The sequence below is a fragment of the Cognatilysobacter terrigena genome (genome assembly GCF_004361065.1).
GTDB lineage: Bacteria > Pseudomonadota > Gammaproteobacteria > Xanthomonadales > Xanthomonadaceae > Cognatilysobacter > Cognatilysobacter terrigena.
The window spans coordinates 1-13,807 of the sequence record NZ_SELT01000015.1 but is presented as its reverse complement, the minus strand read 5'-3'; the positions used below and the strand labels follow the sequence as shown (position 1 = coordinate 13,807).

Below are 13,807 nucleotides of genomic sequence, written 5' to 3'. Positions count from 1 at the left end.
TACAGGACGCCGCGCTCCAACGCTGTTCAAAAGACGCGGCGCCTCGCGACGCCGCGTCCATACCCGTCAACCGCAGGCGATCCGCGTAATGACGTTGGCCTTGTCGACGTAGACGTTCAACCGGCCTTCGCGGAATTCCATCGTCACCATCTGGTCGGGCTTGACCACGCGCGCGATCTCCGCGCCGGCGCGCTGGCGGGCGGCTTCGACGTTCTGCGGCGTTGCCGGCTGGCCGACATACGACTGCGCGGCGTCGGCATGGCACTGCGCGGCGGTGGGCGGCAACGGATCGGACATGGGCGGCGCCGTGGGCGTGGACGTGCACGCCGCGAGCGCGGCGACGAGGGACAGCGGAAGGATCGTACGGGCAGTGCGGCTCATGCGGGACTCCGGCGGTCGACGATGCCGCACAGACTGCCCGGTCGCGTCGAACGCCGCGTCAACGCGCGGCGGCCGCGTTCATCCGCAGGTGGTGCGCGTGATCAGCGCGCGCTGGTCGAGATAGAGGCTGAGGCGGTCTGCGCGCATGTCGCGGTCGGCCGATTCGTTCGGCATGACCAGTCGCACCTCGCGGCTGCCGCTCGACATGCGGGCCTGGTCGACGATTGCCGCGCTCGCTGCACGGCCGATCCACGCATCGGCATTGCCGGGGCGACAGACGCTGGCCGTGCCAGCATCCGCGGGCGGCATCGCGCTGCACGCAGCGACCGAGGCCAACAGCACCGAAATCGGCAGGAAGAGGCGCGACCACTCATTACGCAGTGAAGCATTGAACGGCATGCCGGGTCTCCCGACATCGTGGGATTTTCAGGCTCCGTTGCGCAGTGTCGTCATTACGTCAACGTCATTCATCGCATTCAGAGCTGTCGTCGCACAGACGCACGAGAAGTTGCGCGAGCGTCGCGACGTCCTGCCGGTTGTGTTCCGCGACACGGCGCAGGTTCGTCGATGCGCCACCACGCAGATATGTCAGCCATGCGGCGGGTGCCTGTGATCCGGGCAGATCATCCTCGCGCAGAATCCGCAGCGCTTCGCGTTCGATGGTCGCGAGCCGGCAGTTCTCCCAGCGGCCGCGCCAGCGACGCCGCGACGGATGCAGCAGGTCGAGATGATCGAGCCCGTGCAGCGGATCCTTCTGGCGCGCGAGCCGATAGCGCGTGCGCAACAGCGGCGCGTCGTAACTCCGGCCGTTGTAGCTTGCGAGCACGGTGTCGGGCGACAGCCACGACGCGAACGTGCGCAGCATCGCGCTCTCCGCCGCCATGTTCGCGATGAAGAGCTGACGCACGCGCAGTGCGCCGTCGAACCAGTCCGCCGCACCGATCATGAAGGCGCGCGTGCCGGTGCCGCCAGCGAGGCCCGTGGTCTCGGTATCGAAGAACAGTAGGTGGCCCGCGTCGACGTGGCCGTCCCGACGTGCGAACGCGAGCGGCAACGGCGCGTCCGGCCTCGGATGCGCGACCTGCGATTCGATCAGCCACAGGCCGTCGGCGATCTCGGTGCCGGGCAGGCCGCGATCGACGAAGCGCGGGCGCGGCGCGGGCGACGGCGCGCGTTCGCGCAGACCGAGCAGGCGGCGCAAGGCGTCGATATCGACGCCGCGGCGCGTGGGCGAGGTGTCGGGTGGCGCGAAAGCATCCGCCGACGTTGCGTCGACCGGCTGCGAGCTCGCTGGAGCAACAGGAGCGTCCGTATCCAACACGTCGGTCGATGGAATCGTCGCATCGGCATGTGCAACGGCGTCGAGCGACGCATCGTTGGCTGCCTTGCGTGTTGTCGCATCGTCCTGGAGCACCGCGTCCCAAGGCGCGACCGTGCGCGTCGCAACGTCGCGCACCGGCTCGCGCAGCGACGACGGCACCGATGACGCAGGCGGGGCGGGCGTATCCGTCGCACCGGCCTGTCGCTTCAGTGCGCGCAGCTTGTCGAGCGTGAGTGTCATGCGTCGCGCTCCAGCGCACGCGGTGCATCGGCGAATGCGATCGCATCGGACGGCTTGGCGAGCAGCGTGAGTACGCGACGCGCAAGCGCCTTGGGCGATGCCGACGCATCGCGTTCCTCGTCGGCGGCGAGCACCGGGCCGACGCAGGCCGGGCAGCCGGCGCGGCAGTCGCAGCGCTCGACGAGTTCGATCGCGCGTTCGACCAGCTCCTTCTGCCGCATCCACAGCGGCTCGGACAGGCCGACGCCGCCGGGGAAGTTGTCGTAGAGATAGATCGTCGGCACGAACTGCTGCAGCTCGAACGGCATCAGTTCCTCGCCTTCGACGCCGCGCACCTGGCCGCGGCCGTTGGCATCGGCGGTGGCGAACCATGCGCCATCGCCGTTGCCCACGGCCTTCTGCAGGTCGCGCGCCTCGGCCATGACCGCGAGCGTCGCGACCACGTGCAGCGCATAACCCGCGCCGAGGAAGCCGTCGAGCGCGTCCTGCCGCGACGCGAACCACGCCAGCAGCTGCGGCTGCGGCAGCTGCCACCACGCGGCGGTGGTGTGGAGTTCCTGGTCGGGCAGGTTCACCGGCCCGTAGCCGATGTTCTCGTGCGTGTAGTAGCGGATCTTCTTGTAGCCGGCGACGCGTCGCACGACGTGCACTTCGCCGTGGTGCGCGCTGCCGTCGCCGGCGATCGCACGATCGAACTCCGCGAGCACCTTGAGCTTGGTGTAGTCGATGGAGTCCGTGTAGTAGTCGACGAACGTGCGCGTGACGTAGGCCTTGCGGCCTTCCCAGTCGAGGCGTTCGACCTGGTACGGCGTGGACTGCACCATGTGGATCGCGCCTTCGTAAAGCGTCAGCGCAGCGGCGGAGTAATCCACCTCCGCGATGATCTGCTGGCGTCCGTCGGTGCGGTCGACCACGACGAAGTTGCCGTCGGCGACGCTGCGCAGCGACACCGCGTTCGCCGGATAGCTGTCGGCGATCCACTCCCAGCGGTCGCCCTCGCGATGCACGACGTCGGTTTCCGCCAGCGCCTCGAGATAGAGCTCGGGTTCGATCGGGCCGAAACGTTCGTCGGCCACGAAGGGCAGTTCGAACGCGGCGCAACGGATGTGGTCGAACAGGATCAGCGGCTGGTCGGGTGCGATGCGCGCGTGTTCGGGCGTCGCGTCGATGAAGAACTCGGGATGGCGCACGACGTACTGGTCGAGCGGCTGCGAATTCGCGACCAGCACGCCGAGCGACTGCTGCTGGCGTCGGCCCGCGCGACCGAAGCGCTGCCACGTGCCGGCCACGCTGCCGGGATAGCCGTTGAGGATCACGACGTCGAGCGAGCCGATGTCGACGCCGAGTTCCAGCGCCGACGTGCTGACGATGCCGTCGACGTTGCCGGCGCGCATCGAGCGCTCGACTTCACGGCGCTCGGTCGGCAGGTAACCGCCGCGGTACGCGCGGATGCGCGGCGGCTTACGGGGATCGTGATCGAACACGTCCTTCAGGTACTTGGTCAGCACCTCGACCATGAGACGCGTCTGCGCGAAGACCAGCGTCTTCAGGCCGGACTTGATCGCGATGCGCGCGATGCGGTTGCTCTGCGAACGCGCCGATGCGCGCAGGCCGAGGTCGGGATTCACCACCGGCGGATTCCACAGCAGCACGTGCTTGTCGCCGGTCGGCGCGCCGGATTCGGTGATCGCGGTGACGCCGGCCTCGATTAGCGCCTCCGCATGCTGCTTCGGGTTGCCGATGGTCGCGCTGCACAGGATGAACTTCGGGTTCGAGCTGTAGAACGCGCAGATGCGCTTGAGCCGGCGCAGCACGTTGGTGACGTGCGAGCCGAACACGCCGCGATAGGTGTGCACCTCGTCGATGACGACGTATTCGAGGTTCTCGAAGAACTGCGCCCACTTGGTGTGGTGCGGCAGGATGCCTTGATGCAGCATGTCGGGATTGCTGACCACGATGTCGCCGTGCAGGCGGATCGCCTGGCGCGCATCGCCGGGCGTGTCGCCGTCGAAGGTGAACGCCTTGAGGCCGAGATCGCCGGCGCGCGAAAGATCCAGCAGCTCGGCGACCTGGTCCTGCGCGAGCGCCTTGGTCGGGAACAGGTAGAGCGCCTTCGCGCCGCGCTGCATGGCCGCGGTGACGACGGGCAGCGTGTAGCAGAGCGACTTGCCGGAGGCGGTCGGCGTCACCACGACGGTGTGCTCGCCGCGCTGCGTCGCGGCCCAGGCCTCGGCCTGGTGCGAGTAGAGACGATCGATTCCGCGCGACTTCAGCGCTTCGATGAGCGCCGGCGGAAGGTCCGACGGCAGTTCGACGTAGCGGCCTTCGCGGCCCGGCACGGTGAAGTGACCGGTGATGCGGTCGCCGTAGCGTCGCGCAAGTGCTTGAGTCAGTTCGACGCCGCTACGTGACTGTGAGGCAGGAACGCCGATGTGGGCGGTCGAAAGAAGCGGCATGGCCTGTGACGTTCGGTGCTGGCGGCGTAGTCAACGCCGGTCCAGTCTCACAATTTGAGAAACGCGCTCACGCGCGAAGGTGCCGAGCGCGCTACGTTATGTGGTCCAAGATGGACGATATGCAAGCCAAGGCAACTCCTGATGTTTGGTGGCTGGGCTCGCTGAGCCACGATGGCTACCGCGCGTGGCGCACAGCGGGGCGCGCCGTGCGCGCGGCGCCCGCGATGTCGAGCGACGATCCCGTGGCGCTGTCGCCGTGGGACTGGCTCGCAGCCTGTCGCGAGCAGGCGGACGGCGCGAGTCCGCACGCGTGGACGCGCGCGATCCTTCGTTTCGTCCATCACATTGAGGCGGGGTCGATTGTAGTCGCGGGATCGGGCGATACGTACGCCGTCGGCAAGGTGCTGGACAGTGATGCGCGCTTCGACGGCGACACCTTGGTGCGCGACGTCGATTGGCAGCATGAGATTCCCGCGTTCCGGCTGGCGGCGGCGCGCCCCGAGCGATGGCGCGACTATGTGGCCCCGGAGCGACTCCACGCGTCGCACGCGCGCGTGGTGCTGGGGTGGGCACCCGTGCTGCCGGATCGCGTCGATCTAAGCGTGAATCGAAGAGAGCTGCGACTCGTCAAACCCGCCGAGCCCACGATTCCGATCCTGTTCCAGTCACCGTACGCGGAACGCATCCTGCGAGAGTTCCGCTGGCGCGAGTATCTGCACGCCAATCCGGATGTCGCGGCGACGGAGTACTCGGAGGCATTCGCGCGCAATCACTTTATCAATCAGGGATATTGCGAACGACGGATCTTCGATCCACAACGGATGCACGGATTCGACGCGCCGTTCTACCGGCAGCGATACCCCGAGCTGCAGCTGAATACCGACGCCGATGCTTGGGTCCATTACTGCTATGTGGGCTACTACGAGGACCGGATTGCCAATCGTGATACGGCGTGGTTCTACGATGCGCGGCTGCACATCTTCCAGATGGGCAAGGTCGCTTCCCACACGATCGCGCACGCGATTGAAGGTCGTTACAACGGCGGCGTCGTACATGCACATTGGGTGACCGACATTCCGGTCGCCTATCCGTCTACGCGGCTTCCGTATTCGCGCTTGCTGGTGCATCCGCGAGAACAGCCGGTGCAGGTGATTTCGGCGGCGCGAGAACTCGTGTCGTGGGCGCTCTCAGCGATCGCCCATTCCCACGCCGCGGCGTGCACGTCGTTCGACGAATTGATGAGCACGGTCGAAAACGAGTTCTGGACGCGATGCGGCCATGGTGCGCGCTGGTTCGACCATCGGTATTTCTGCGATCTCGACGTCACGCGCCACGCGTTCAATCATGTCGCAGGCTGCAGCCGCATCGCGCATCCAGGTATGGACCTGTTGATCTACCGGCAGGAGAATCTCGACCAACTTGCGCGGCCGCTCTCCGAGTTCCTCGGCATCACAATCGATCGGCTGGATGCACGCAACACCGCAGAATCCAAGCGTCACGGCGTCCTCTACCGAAAGGTCGTCGAAGAATTCAGCGTGCCGACGAACGATCTGGTGCGCCTCTACGAAACGCCATTCATGCGCACCTTCTACTCGGACGACGAACGTGGCGACTTCGTCCGGTTCTGGCGATCCGGTACTGTCCGGCGCAGCAATCGCAGCTGGCCAGTCGGCGGCCGGCGATCGCGTTCCGCGGCGCCGTCGGATTCGGGCGTGTATCGATCGTCCGATCAGGCAGGGATAGAGCGACCCCACGCCTTCAACTGAGAGCAGGTGGCGATGCCGATGCCCTTGGCCTTGCGATGCGTGTACAGCGTCACGTGCGCGGGCGGCACGGCGAGCTGGCGGCCCAGCAGGTCGCCGAGCCAGCGGTAGTACCAGTCGAGTGCGGGCAGGTCGACGAATTCGATGACGCTGGCGACGTTGCCGGGCTTGCCCTCGTCCGCGGTGTCGGTCCGTTCGATCAGGCGACGCTCGCCGGTGCGCGCAACGGTCCAGTCCAGCGCTTCGAACGCGGGACGGGTCGCGACGTCGAGGCGGTCGCCGAGCGCGCGCCGCAGTTCCGCGCCGAGCTCGCGGCCGACCAGAGTGACGTGCAACTCCTTCTTGGCATCGAAGTGCCGACCGTCGAGATCGAAACCCTTCGCGGGCGGTGTTTCGTCGAGCGGGAGCACGAGGGTGTTGTCGTTCGACCAGCCGGGCCACGTCGTCATCGCGATGCTCCGTCGAAGGGTGGAAGGAGTGGAGCACGAGCGCGTGTCGAAAGCGTGGCAAAAGCGGACACGCCTCGAACGTTCAGCCGACGTGTGGCGATCTGCACGAGCGATCAAGAAAACCCGCATTAAGGCGGCGAAATTGCACGCGGTATTAAGCGTGCAGCGGGAATGATCAAATCGACGCTGATCGGGCGCTCGATAGCGTGAGCCCCATGAACACTCCTGCCCTCGTTGCTCGCCGCCGCGCCTCGCGCGCCCTCCTTTCGATCGCCCTTGCGCTGGCCGCGTCGTCGGCCTTCGCCGCAAACGTCACTGCGTCGTCACCGGACTCGACCGCTTCGATCGCATCGCTCGACAACGAGTCGATGCTGAAGCCGGGCACGTTCGAATGGGCGGCCGACGCGGAATCGGGCACGGGTCCGGTCACGATCGTCGTGTCGTTGCCGGCGCAGATGGTGCACGTGTATCGCGGCGACACGCGCATCGCGCGGTCGACGATCAGCAGCGGTCGTCCCGGCTACGACACGCCGCCGGGCGTGTACGAGATCCTCGAGAAGGATCGGGTCCACCATTCGAACAAGTACGACAACGCGCCGATGCCGTACATGCAGCGCCTGACCTGGGACGGCGTGGCGCTGCACGCGGGCCACATTCCGGGCTATCCGGCCTCGCACGGCTGCGTGCGCCTTCCGATGGCCTTCGCCGAGCAGCTGTTCAAGATCACCGAAAAGGGCGGCCGCGTGATCGTCGCGGACGAGAGCAACTTCAGCGAGGCCGTGCTCTATCCGGGCGCGCGCGTGCCGGTCGATCCGTGGACCGGGCTGGAGCGTGGCGCGGAAACGACGGCGGACGTTGCGACGGTGAACAACGAGGTGTCGACGCCGGCCGTGTCGACCGAAGCCGGCGTCACGACGTCGGTAACGACCGCGACGGCGCCCGACACTGCGAACGCACCGGCGCTCGCCGGCAACTGACCGGCGAGCGCTTCGCGTCCGCTATTGCGTGACCGCGGGCGCGGTGGCGTTGACCGCCACCTTGCCCGGCGGCGCGAAGTCGACGCGGCGACGCTCGTGGATCGCGTCGCCATCGACACTGCCTTCCACGAGCTCGTAGCCCAGCAATGCGAACACGCGGTCGCCGAGGAAGATCGGCCGCGCATTGCCGTACCAGTCGACGCAACTGGCCTGGCAGGCGTCGTCCACGTTGCTCGCATGCGAATCCAGCGTCCCGAGCGCGGAGAGCGCGAGTGCGCGATTGCGCAGGTAGAGCACCGACGCGCCGGCACGCTCGCCGCCGTGCAGGATCGGCAGGCCGAGCACGCCGCTGTCGGCGTCCTGCGGGCGATAGAAGAAACCATGCGTGCGGTCGTCGCCCTGCGTCGCGTCGGGACGCCGGTAGCCGCCGTCGAGTGCCGCGGTGTCGCCGCGCAGGCGCAAGCCGGTGAACACGAGGTCGTTGTCGTCGTTGCCGACCAGCACGCCGTCGGCGCCCAGCGCGTCGATGCGATCGAGCCGGTGCACGAGCTTGAACGTCTGCACGGGTGACGTCGCCGCGTAGCGCAGCACGTGCACCTCCTGCTGGCGATCGCCCCAGACGCCGTCGCCGTAGACCAGCCAGTCGCCGATGAAGCGCTGGTGGAGGTTGTAGGCCGACGTGCCGGGCAGCACGCGGAAGTTGTCGCGCGTGGCTTTCGCGCGCAGATCGCCGAACGCGGTCAGCGGCACGCGCATCAGCGCGAGGTCGCCGCCTCCGCTCTCGCCGCGCCACATGCGGTCGCCATCGCCGTCGCGCGCCACCAGCACGTTGAGCCAGCCGTCGCGCTGCAGGAACGCCATCTGGTCGTTCGGGCTGCCCCAGGTGCGCAGCATGGACGGCGCGCCGCCGTCGAGCGGCATGCGCAACACGCTGGCCGACGGCGTGCCGCGGTCGTTGCGTGCGCCGGTCGTCCACACGTAGACGGCATCTTCCGACACGTAGAACGTGCCGCCGGATCCACCGAGCACCGCGGTCGCGTTGCAGTCCATCTCGGGCGTGGCGAGATCGCAGACCGAAACGGTGTGCAGCGCGACGTCGTCGTCGAGATCGTCGAGGCCGCGATAGATGCGTTCCGCCGGCAGCATGCGATGGAACGACGCGGGCGTCGCGCCCGGCGTCCAGCGCCGATACGCGGGTAGCGCGGCACGCCAGTCCGACCACGGATTGAGGTCGCTCGGCGTGTAGAACACGAGCTTGTGGCCGACGAGGCGGCTCGCGTAGTTGCGCGAGGAGTAGTAGTCGCTGCTGCGCAGCTGATACGTCGCGCGGTAGTGCAGGCCGCCGTCGCGCGCGAGATCGAACAGGCCGACTTCGGTGCCGCCGCGCGAATAGCTGTAGCCGATCACGGCAATGGTGTCGGCGCTGACGAGCATCTCGTCGTACCACGTGCCCGACGGATCGACGTCCGGCCCGAACGCGTTCGCGCTGGCGACGGGTTCGAGGTGGTCGTCGCCGACGCGTACGGTGAAGAGGCGTCCGCGTCGCAGCACGACCAACACGTCGCCGGCGCGCTTGACGATGTCGCCTTCGTCGACGCCCTGCACCTGGTTGTTGGTAATCGATTCGTTCGCAGGCGCCACTTTGGCCGGCGCTGGTGCGCTGTCGGCCATCTGCATGGGTGCCGACAGGACCGCCTGCGCCGCCGGGGCCGGCGCGGGCGGCGGTGGAATGGGCTGCTCGCGACGTCGCTTCTCGGCTTCGCGCAGCGCGCGTGCATGCCAGTGATCGAGCGTGCGCTCGAACTGAAGCTCGCTGCGGAACGGTTTGAGGGTGGCGGGTCGCCCGGCGGCGGGTGCGGCGCAGGCGACGAGAGAAACGACGAGCGTGGCAACGAGCGCAGTGCGGAGCGGGCGCGTCATGGCGGGGATCCCGGTGGCGGTGTGCACGGTCGAACGCGCGACCGCACCCGGCGGGGTTGGCCGCCGGCGGAGCATGCGCCAAAAAAAGAAGCCCCGCCGGAGCGGGGCTTCACATCGTCAGGCGAGCCGGATCAGGCGACCCGGACGAGCCGCAGCGGGTTGTCCCATTCGCGCAGCAGTTCGGCCTCGCGCGCCTTGGCCTTCTCGAGGTGCTGTTCCTTGACGTGCCCGTAGCCGCGGATGTGTTCCGGGATGGACGCGATCTGCGCCGCGAGGTCCACGTTGCCGGCGTCGAGGCTGCCGAGCAGGCCTTCGACGGTGCGCATGTAGTCGGCGATCAGCTGGCGCTCCGTGCGGCGCTCGTGCGTCTTTCCGAACACGTCGAGCGCGGTGCCGCGCAGGCCGCGCAGCTTCGCGAGCAGCTTGAACGCGGTGAAGACCCATGGGCCGTAGGCCTTCTTGACGCCGCGACCCTGCGCGTCCTTCTTCGACAGCATCGGCGGCGCGAGGTGGAAGCGCAGCTTGAAGTCGCCCTCGAACTGCTCGCGCACGCGACGCTCGAACTCGCCGCTGGTGTACAGGCGCGCGACTTCGTATTCGTCCTTGTAGGCCATCAGCTTGAAGGCGTAGCGGGCGACGGCTTCGGCGAGGTCGGTGCTACCCGGCGCCTTCGCTTCCTCGGCGCTGCGCACCTTCGCTACGAAATCGCTGTAGCGCTTCGCATACGCCGCGTTCTGGTACTCGGTGAGGAACTTCACGCGACGCGCGATGACTTCGTCCAGCGAACGCGACAGGCGCGCGTCGTCGAGCGGCATCGCGATGACGTTGTCGTCGCCGTGCGACGGCATGTGGCGCAGGTCGTCGTGGTCGCGCAGTGCGCGCGGCGCGGTGGTGCTGCCGAACTCATGGCCTTCCCACTGCGCGGGCGGCAGCATCGGCAGCGCGTGCGGCGTGGCTTCCGCCTGCGTGCGGCGATTGGTCTTGAGGCCCGCGGCCTCAGCGACCGCCGCCGGATCGATCGCGGCGAAACGGCCCCATGCAAACGCGGTCTTGTTCATCTCGACCGCCGCGCCGTTGAGTTCTACCGCGCGCATCAGCGCATCGAACGACACCGGCACCAGGCCCTGCTGCCAGGCGTAGCCGAGCATGAAGAGGTTGGTCGCGATGGCATCGCCCAGCAGCGCGGTGGCGAGCTGCGTCGCATCGACCACGTGCGGTTCCCCGCCGTCGAGCGCGCGACGCACGGCGTCGACGATGTCGGCGGCCGGGAAGTCCATGTCCGGGCGCGTGGTGAACGTGCCGGGCATCGCCTCGTAGCTGTTGAGCACGACCTGCGTGCGACCCGAGCGCACCTTCGACAGCGCCCAGTAGTCGTTGACGACGACCATGTCGCAGCCGAGCACGAGGTCTGCTTCGCCGGCGGCGATGCGCACGGCGTGGATGTCGGCGGGCCTGTTCGCGATGCGGATGTGCGTGGTGACGGCGCCGCCCTTCTGCGCGAGGCCGGTCTGGTCGAGCACCGACGCGCCCTTGCCTTCCAGGTGCCCGGCCATGCCGAGCAGCGCGCCGATCGTGACGACGCCGGTGCCACCGACACCGGTGATCAGGATGTTCCAGGGCTTGTCGAGCGCGGGCAGCTGCGGCATCGGCAGATCGGCGAGGCGATCCTTCGCGCTCGAACCCTTCTTCTTGCGCAGCGTGCCGCCTTCGACAGTGACGAAGCTCGGGCAGAAGCCCTCGACGCAGCTGAAGTCCTTGTTGCAGTTGCTCTGGTCGATCTCGCGCTTGCGGCCGAACTCGGTCTCCTTCGGCAGCACTGACACGCAGAACGACTTCTTGCCGCAATCGCCGCAGCCTTCGCAGACCAGCGAGTTCACGACGACGCGCTTGGCCGGATCGACCATCTTCCCGCGCTTGCGGCGACGACGCTTCTCGGTCGCGCAGGTCTGGTCGTAGATCAGCACCGTCACGCCCTTGATCTCGCGCAGGCGCTTCTGGACGTTGTCGAGTTCGCGGCGGTCGAGGAATTCGACCCCGGCCGGGAAGATCGAGTGGTCGCTCCACTTCTCGATGTCGTCGGACAGCAGCACGATCGTCTGCACGCCTTCTGACCGCAGCTGGTGCGCGATCTGCGGCACCGACAGCGTGCCGTCGACCGGCTGGCCGCCCGTCATCGCGACCGCGTCGTTGTAGAGGATCTTGTAGGTGATGTTGACGCCGGCGGCGATCGACTGGCGGATCGCCAGCGAACCGGAGTGGAAGTACGTGCCGTCGCCGAGGTTCTGGAACACGTGCGGCGTCTCGGTGAACGCGGCCTGGCCCGCCCACGTCACGCCTTCGCCGCCCATGTGCGTGAACGTGTCGGTGTTCCGATCCATCCACGTGACCATGTAGTGGCAGCCGATGCCCGCCATCGCGCGCGAGCCCTCCGGCACCACCGTCGAGGTGTTGTGCGGGCAGCCCGAGCAGTAGTGCGGCACGCGCGGGAACGCGGCGCGCGGCAGGGCGAGCTCGGATTCCTTCTGCTCCATCCACGCCAGCACGTCGCGGATGTGCGACGAGTCATGGAAGCGCTGGATGCGGCGCGCGATGACCTTGGCGATGCGCGCGGGCGTGAGTTCCGACGTCGACGGCAGGATCCACTCGCCGCTCTCGTCGTACTTGCCGACCACCGACGGGCGCTCGGCCCAGTTGTACATCTGCTCCTTCATCTGGCTCTCGATGAAGGACAGCTTCTCCTCGACGACGAGGATGTCGCTCAGGCCGCGCGCGAACGCACGCAGGCCGACGGGTTCGAGCGGCCACGTCATGCCGACCTTGTAGACGCGGATGCCGAGATCACGGCAGGCGCGCTCGTCGAGGCCGAGGTATTCCAGCGCCTGCAGCACGTCGAGATACGACTTGCCGGTGGTGATGATGCCTAGGCGCGCCTCCGGCGAATCGATGACCACGCGATCGAGGCGGTTCGCGCGCGCGAACGCCTGCGCCGCCTTGACCGCGTACTGGTGCAGGCGCATTTCCTGCTCCAGCGGCGGATCGGGCCAGCGGATGTTCAAGCCCGAGGGCGGCATCTCGAAGTCGTCGGGCGTGACGATGTTGAGCGCCAGCGGATTGGCGTCGACCGAGGCCGAGGACTCCACCGTCTCGGCGATCGTCTTGAAGCCGACCCAGCGGCCCGTGTAGCGGCTCATCGCCCAGCCCACGAGGCCCATGTCGAGGATGTCCTGCACGCCGGCCGGGTTCAGCACCGGCATCAGCGCACTGACGAATTCGTGCTCGGACCCGTGCGGTAGGGTCGAAGAGCGACACGCATGGTCATCTGCCGCCAGCGCGAGCACGCCGCCGTGCTTCGCGGTGCCGGCGGCGTTGGCGTGCTTGAACACGTCGCCGCAGCGGTCCACGCCCGGGCCCTTGCCGTACCACATGCCGAACACGCCATCGACCTTCGCGCCCGGAAACAGGCCGGTCTGCTGGGTGCCCCAGACCATGGTCGCGCCGAGGTCCTCGTTGAGGCCCGGGGTGAACTTCACGCCCGCGCCTTCGAGGTGCTTCTTGGCACGCCAGAGCTCGAGATCGAAACCGCCCAGCGGCGAGCCGCGGTAGCCGGACACGAAGCCGCCGGTGTTCAGGCCCGCGGCCTGGTCGCGCAGGCGCTGCATCAGGGGCAGGCGCACGAGGGCCTGCACGCCGGACAGATAGATGCGCCCGTCGACGCGGCTGTACTTATGGTCGAGGGTGTAGTCGGGGTCGACGACGGAACGCGTCAGGCCCGTGTCGGCCGAGGCGGGCGACGAAAGTTCGGCGGTGCTGGTCATGCAGGCGGCTCCGGCGCAGCCGGAAGGCCGCGGGGTGGCGTCGTGGGGAAGGGCCGGCGGAGAGGTTCGACGCGCCGGCAGCGGGCGAATTCTACCAGTGGCGCGGGTTTCACCCCGTTCGGCTGCGTACGGAGTCGGCGCGTCTGGCACCGGATTTGCTTGCCCCGGGCGCGGCCTTGCGCCGCTCCCCCGTTCGTTCCCGAAGGCCGCACCGCCCATGACCCGCACTCTTCTCGCCGCCGCGCTGCTCGCGCTGGCCGGCATTGCCTCTGCCCAAGCTCCGGGCCTGCCGCGCCAGGTCGAGTTCTATTTCGACGCCGACGCCTCGTCGCGGCGCCCCGTCCTCGAGTTGAAGGACCGCAGCCAGCCCGGCATCGACCGACTGACGCGTGCGATCGAGCGCAACGCCGAGCACACCCTCGAAGCCGCGCAGCTCGGCCACTACGCCATGCAGACCGGTCGCACCGACCTGGGTCGCAATCTCT

At 68.0% G+C, this 13,807-nt stretch carries 10 protein-coding genes; 3 read left to right on the top strand and 7 right to left on the bottom strand.

Annotated features, from left to right (window positions below; translation table 11 throughout):
• Positions 1-66: 66 nt before the first annotated feature.
• The 4 genes from EVS83_RS09800 to EVS83_RS09785 all read right to left on the bottom strand — a co-directional run bounded on the left by EVS83_RS09800 (position 67) and on the right by EVS83_RS09785 (position 4,398).
• Positions 67-381: an I78 family peptidase inhibitor gene (locus EVS83_RS09800; RefSeq protein ID WP_133500867.1), complete on the bottom strand. Its 315-nt coding sequence runs from the start codon at positions 379-381 to the stop codon at positions 67-69.
• 78 nt (positions 382-459) lie between these two features.
• Positions 460-780 (bottom strand): hypothetical protein, encoded by a 321-nt coding sequence (locus EVS83_RS09795; RefSeq protein WP_133500866.1) that lies wholly within the window; start codon positions 778-780, stop codon positions 460-462.
• 64 nt (positions 781-844) lie between these two features.
• The gene (locus EVS83_RS09790; protein ID WP_133500865.1) at positions 845-1,942 is read right to left on the bottom strand and encodes a ribonuclease H-like domain-containing protein; all 1,098 of its coding nucleotides are present in this window, start codon (positions 1,940-1,942) and stop codon (positions 845-847) included.
• Positions 1,939-4,398: a DEAD/DEAH box helicase gene (locus EVS83_RS09785; protein WP_133500864.1), complete on the bottom strand. Its 2,460-nt coding sequence runs from the start codon at positions 4,396-4,398 to the stop codon at positions 1,939-1,941. Before EVS83_RS09785 ends, EVS83_RS09790 begins: the two co-directional genes overlap by 4 nt.
• A 110-nt stretch (positions 4,399-4,508) precedes the next feature.
• Here EVS83_RS09785 and EVS83_RS09780 point away from each other — a divergent pair, with 110 nt between their 5' ends.
• Complete coding sequence (locus tag EVS83_RS09780; RefSeq protein ID WP_166636867.1) at positions 4,509-6,164, top strand: putative capsular polysaccharide synthesis family protein; 1,656 nt, start codon at positions 4,509-4,511, stop codon at positions 6,162-6,164.
• On the opposite strand, the gene EVS83_RS09775 is transcribed toward EVS83_RS09780, so the two are convergent.
• A complete protein-coding gene (locus EVS83_RS09775; protein WP_133500862.1) occupies positions 6,128-6,610 on the bottom strand; it encodes a hypothetical protein in 483 nt (160 codons plus the stop codon). The two genes, EVS83_RS09780 and EVS83_RS09775, sit on opposite strands and share 37 nt — an antisense overlap.
• 215 nt (positions 6,611-6,825) lie before the next feature.
• Here EVS83_RS09775 and EVS83_RS09770 point away from each other — a divergent pair, with 215 nt between their 5' ends.
• Positions 6,826-7,587: a L,D-transpeptidase family protein gene (locus EVS83_RS09770; protein ID WP_133500861.1), complete on the top strand. Its 762-nt coding sequence runs from the start codon at positions 6,826-6,828 to the stop codon at positions 7,585-7,587.
• A gap of 21 nt (positions 7,588-7,608) precedes the next feature.
• Here EVS83_RS09770 and EVS83_RS09765 read toward each other — a convergent pair whose 3' ends face one another.
• Together EVS83_RS09765 and EVS83_RS09760 are read right to left on the bottom strand one after the other, a co-directional pair.
• Entirely contained in the window at positions 7,609-9,507 is a 1,899-nt protein-coding gene (locus tag EVS83_RS09765; protein WP_166636866.1) for a beta-propeller domain-containing protein, read from the bottom strand.
• Positions 9,508-9,638: 131 nt separating this feature from the next.
• A complete protein-coding gene (locus EVS83_RS09760) occupies positions 9,639-13,322 on the bottom strand; it encodes an indolepyruvate ferredoxin oxidoreductase family protein (RefSeq protein WP_133500859.1) in 3,684 nt (1,227 codons plus the stop codon).
• A gap of 217 nt (positions 13,323-13,539) precedes the next feature.
• On the opposite strand from EVS83_RS09760, the gene EVS83_RS09755 reads away from it, so the two are divergent.
• A partial coding sequence (locus EVS83_RS09755) for a hypothetical protein (RefSeq protein ID WP_425456093.1) occupies positions 13,540-13,807 on the top strand: 268 nt, incomplete at its 3' end.

What these genes read in the sequence shown, in the direction of transcription:
- EVS83_RS09800 (WP_133500867.1), bottom strand. Translation starts at nt 381, where the DNA reads ATGAGCCGCACTGCCCGTACGATCCTTCCGCTGTCCCTCGTCGCCGCG.
- EVS83_RS09770 (WP_133500861.1), top strand. Translation starts at nt 6,826, where the DNA reads ATGAACACTCCTGCCCTCGTTGCTCGCCGCCGCGCCTCGCGCGCCCTC.
- EVS83_RS09765 (WP_166636866.1), bottom strand. Translation starts at nt 9,507, where the DNA reads ATGACGCGCCCGCTCCGCACTGCGCTCGTTGCCACGCTCGTCGTTTCT.
- EVS83_RS09795 (WP_133500866.1), bottom strand. Translation starts at nt 780, where the DNA reads ATGCCGTTCAATGCTTCACTGCGTAATGAGTGGTCGCGCCTCTTCCTG.
- EVS83_RS09790 (WP_133500865.1), bottom strand. Translation starts at nt 1,942, where the DNA reads ATGACACTCACGCTCGACAAGCTGCGCGCACTGAAGCGACAGGCCGGT.
- EVS83_RS09775 (WP_133500862.1), bottom strand. Translation starts at nt 6,610, where the DNA reads ATGACGACGTGGCCCGGCTGGTCGAACGACAACACCCTCGTGCTCCCG.
- EVS83_RS09760 (WP_133500859.1), bottom strand. Translation starts at nt 13,322, where the DNA reads ATGACCAGCACCGCCGAACTTTCGTCGCCCGCCTCGGCCGACACGGGC.
- EVS83_RS09780 (WP_166636867.1), top strand. Translation starts at nt 4,509, where the DNA reads ATGGACGATATGCAAGCCAAGGCAACTCCTGATGTTTGGTGGCTGGGC.
- EVS83_RS09785 (WP_133500864.1), bottom strand. Translation starts at nt 4,398, where the DNA reads ATGCCGCTTCTTTCGACCGCCCACATCGGCGTTCCTGCCTCACAGTCA.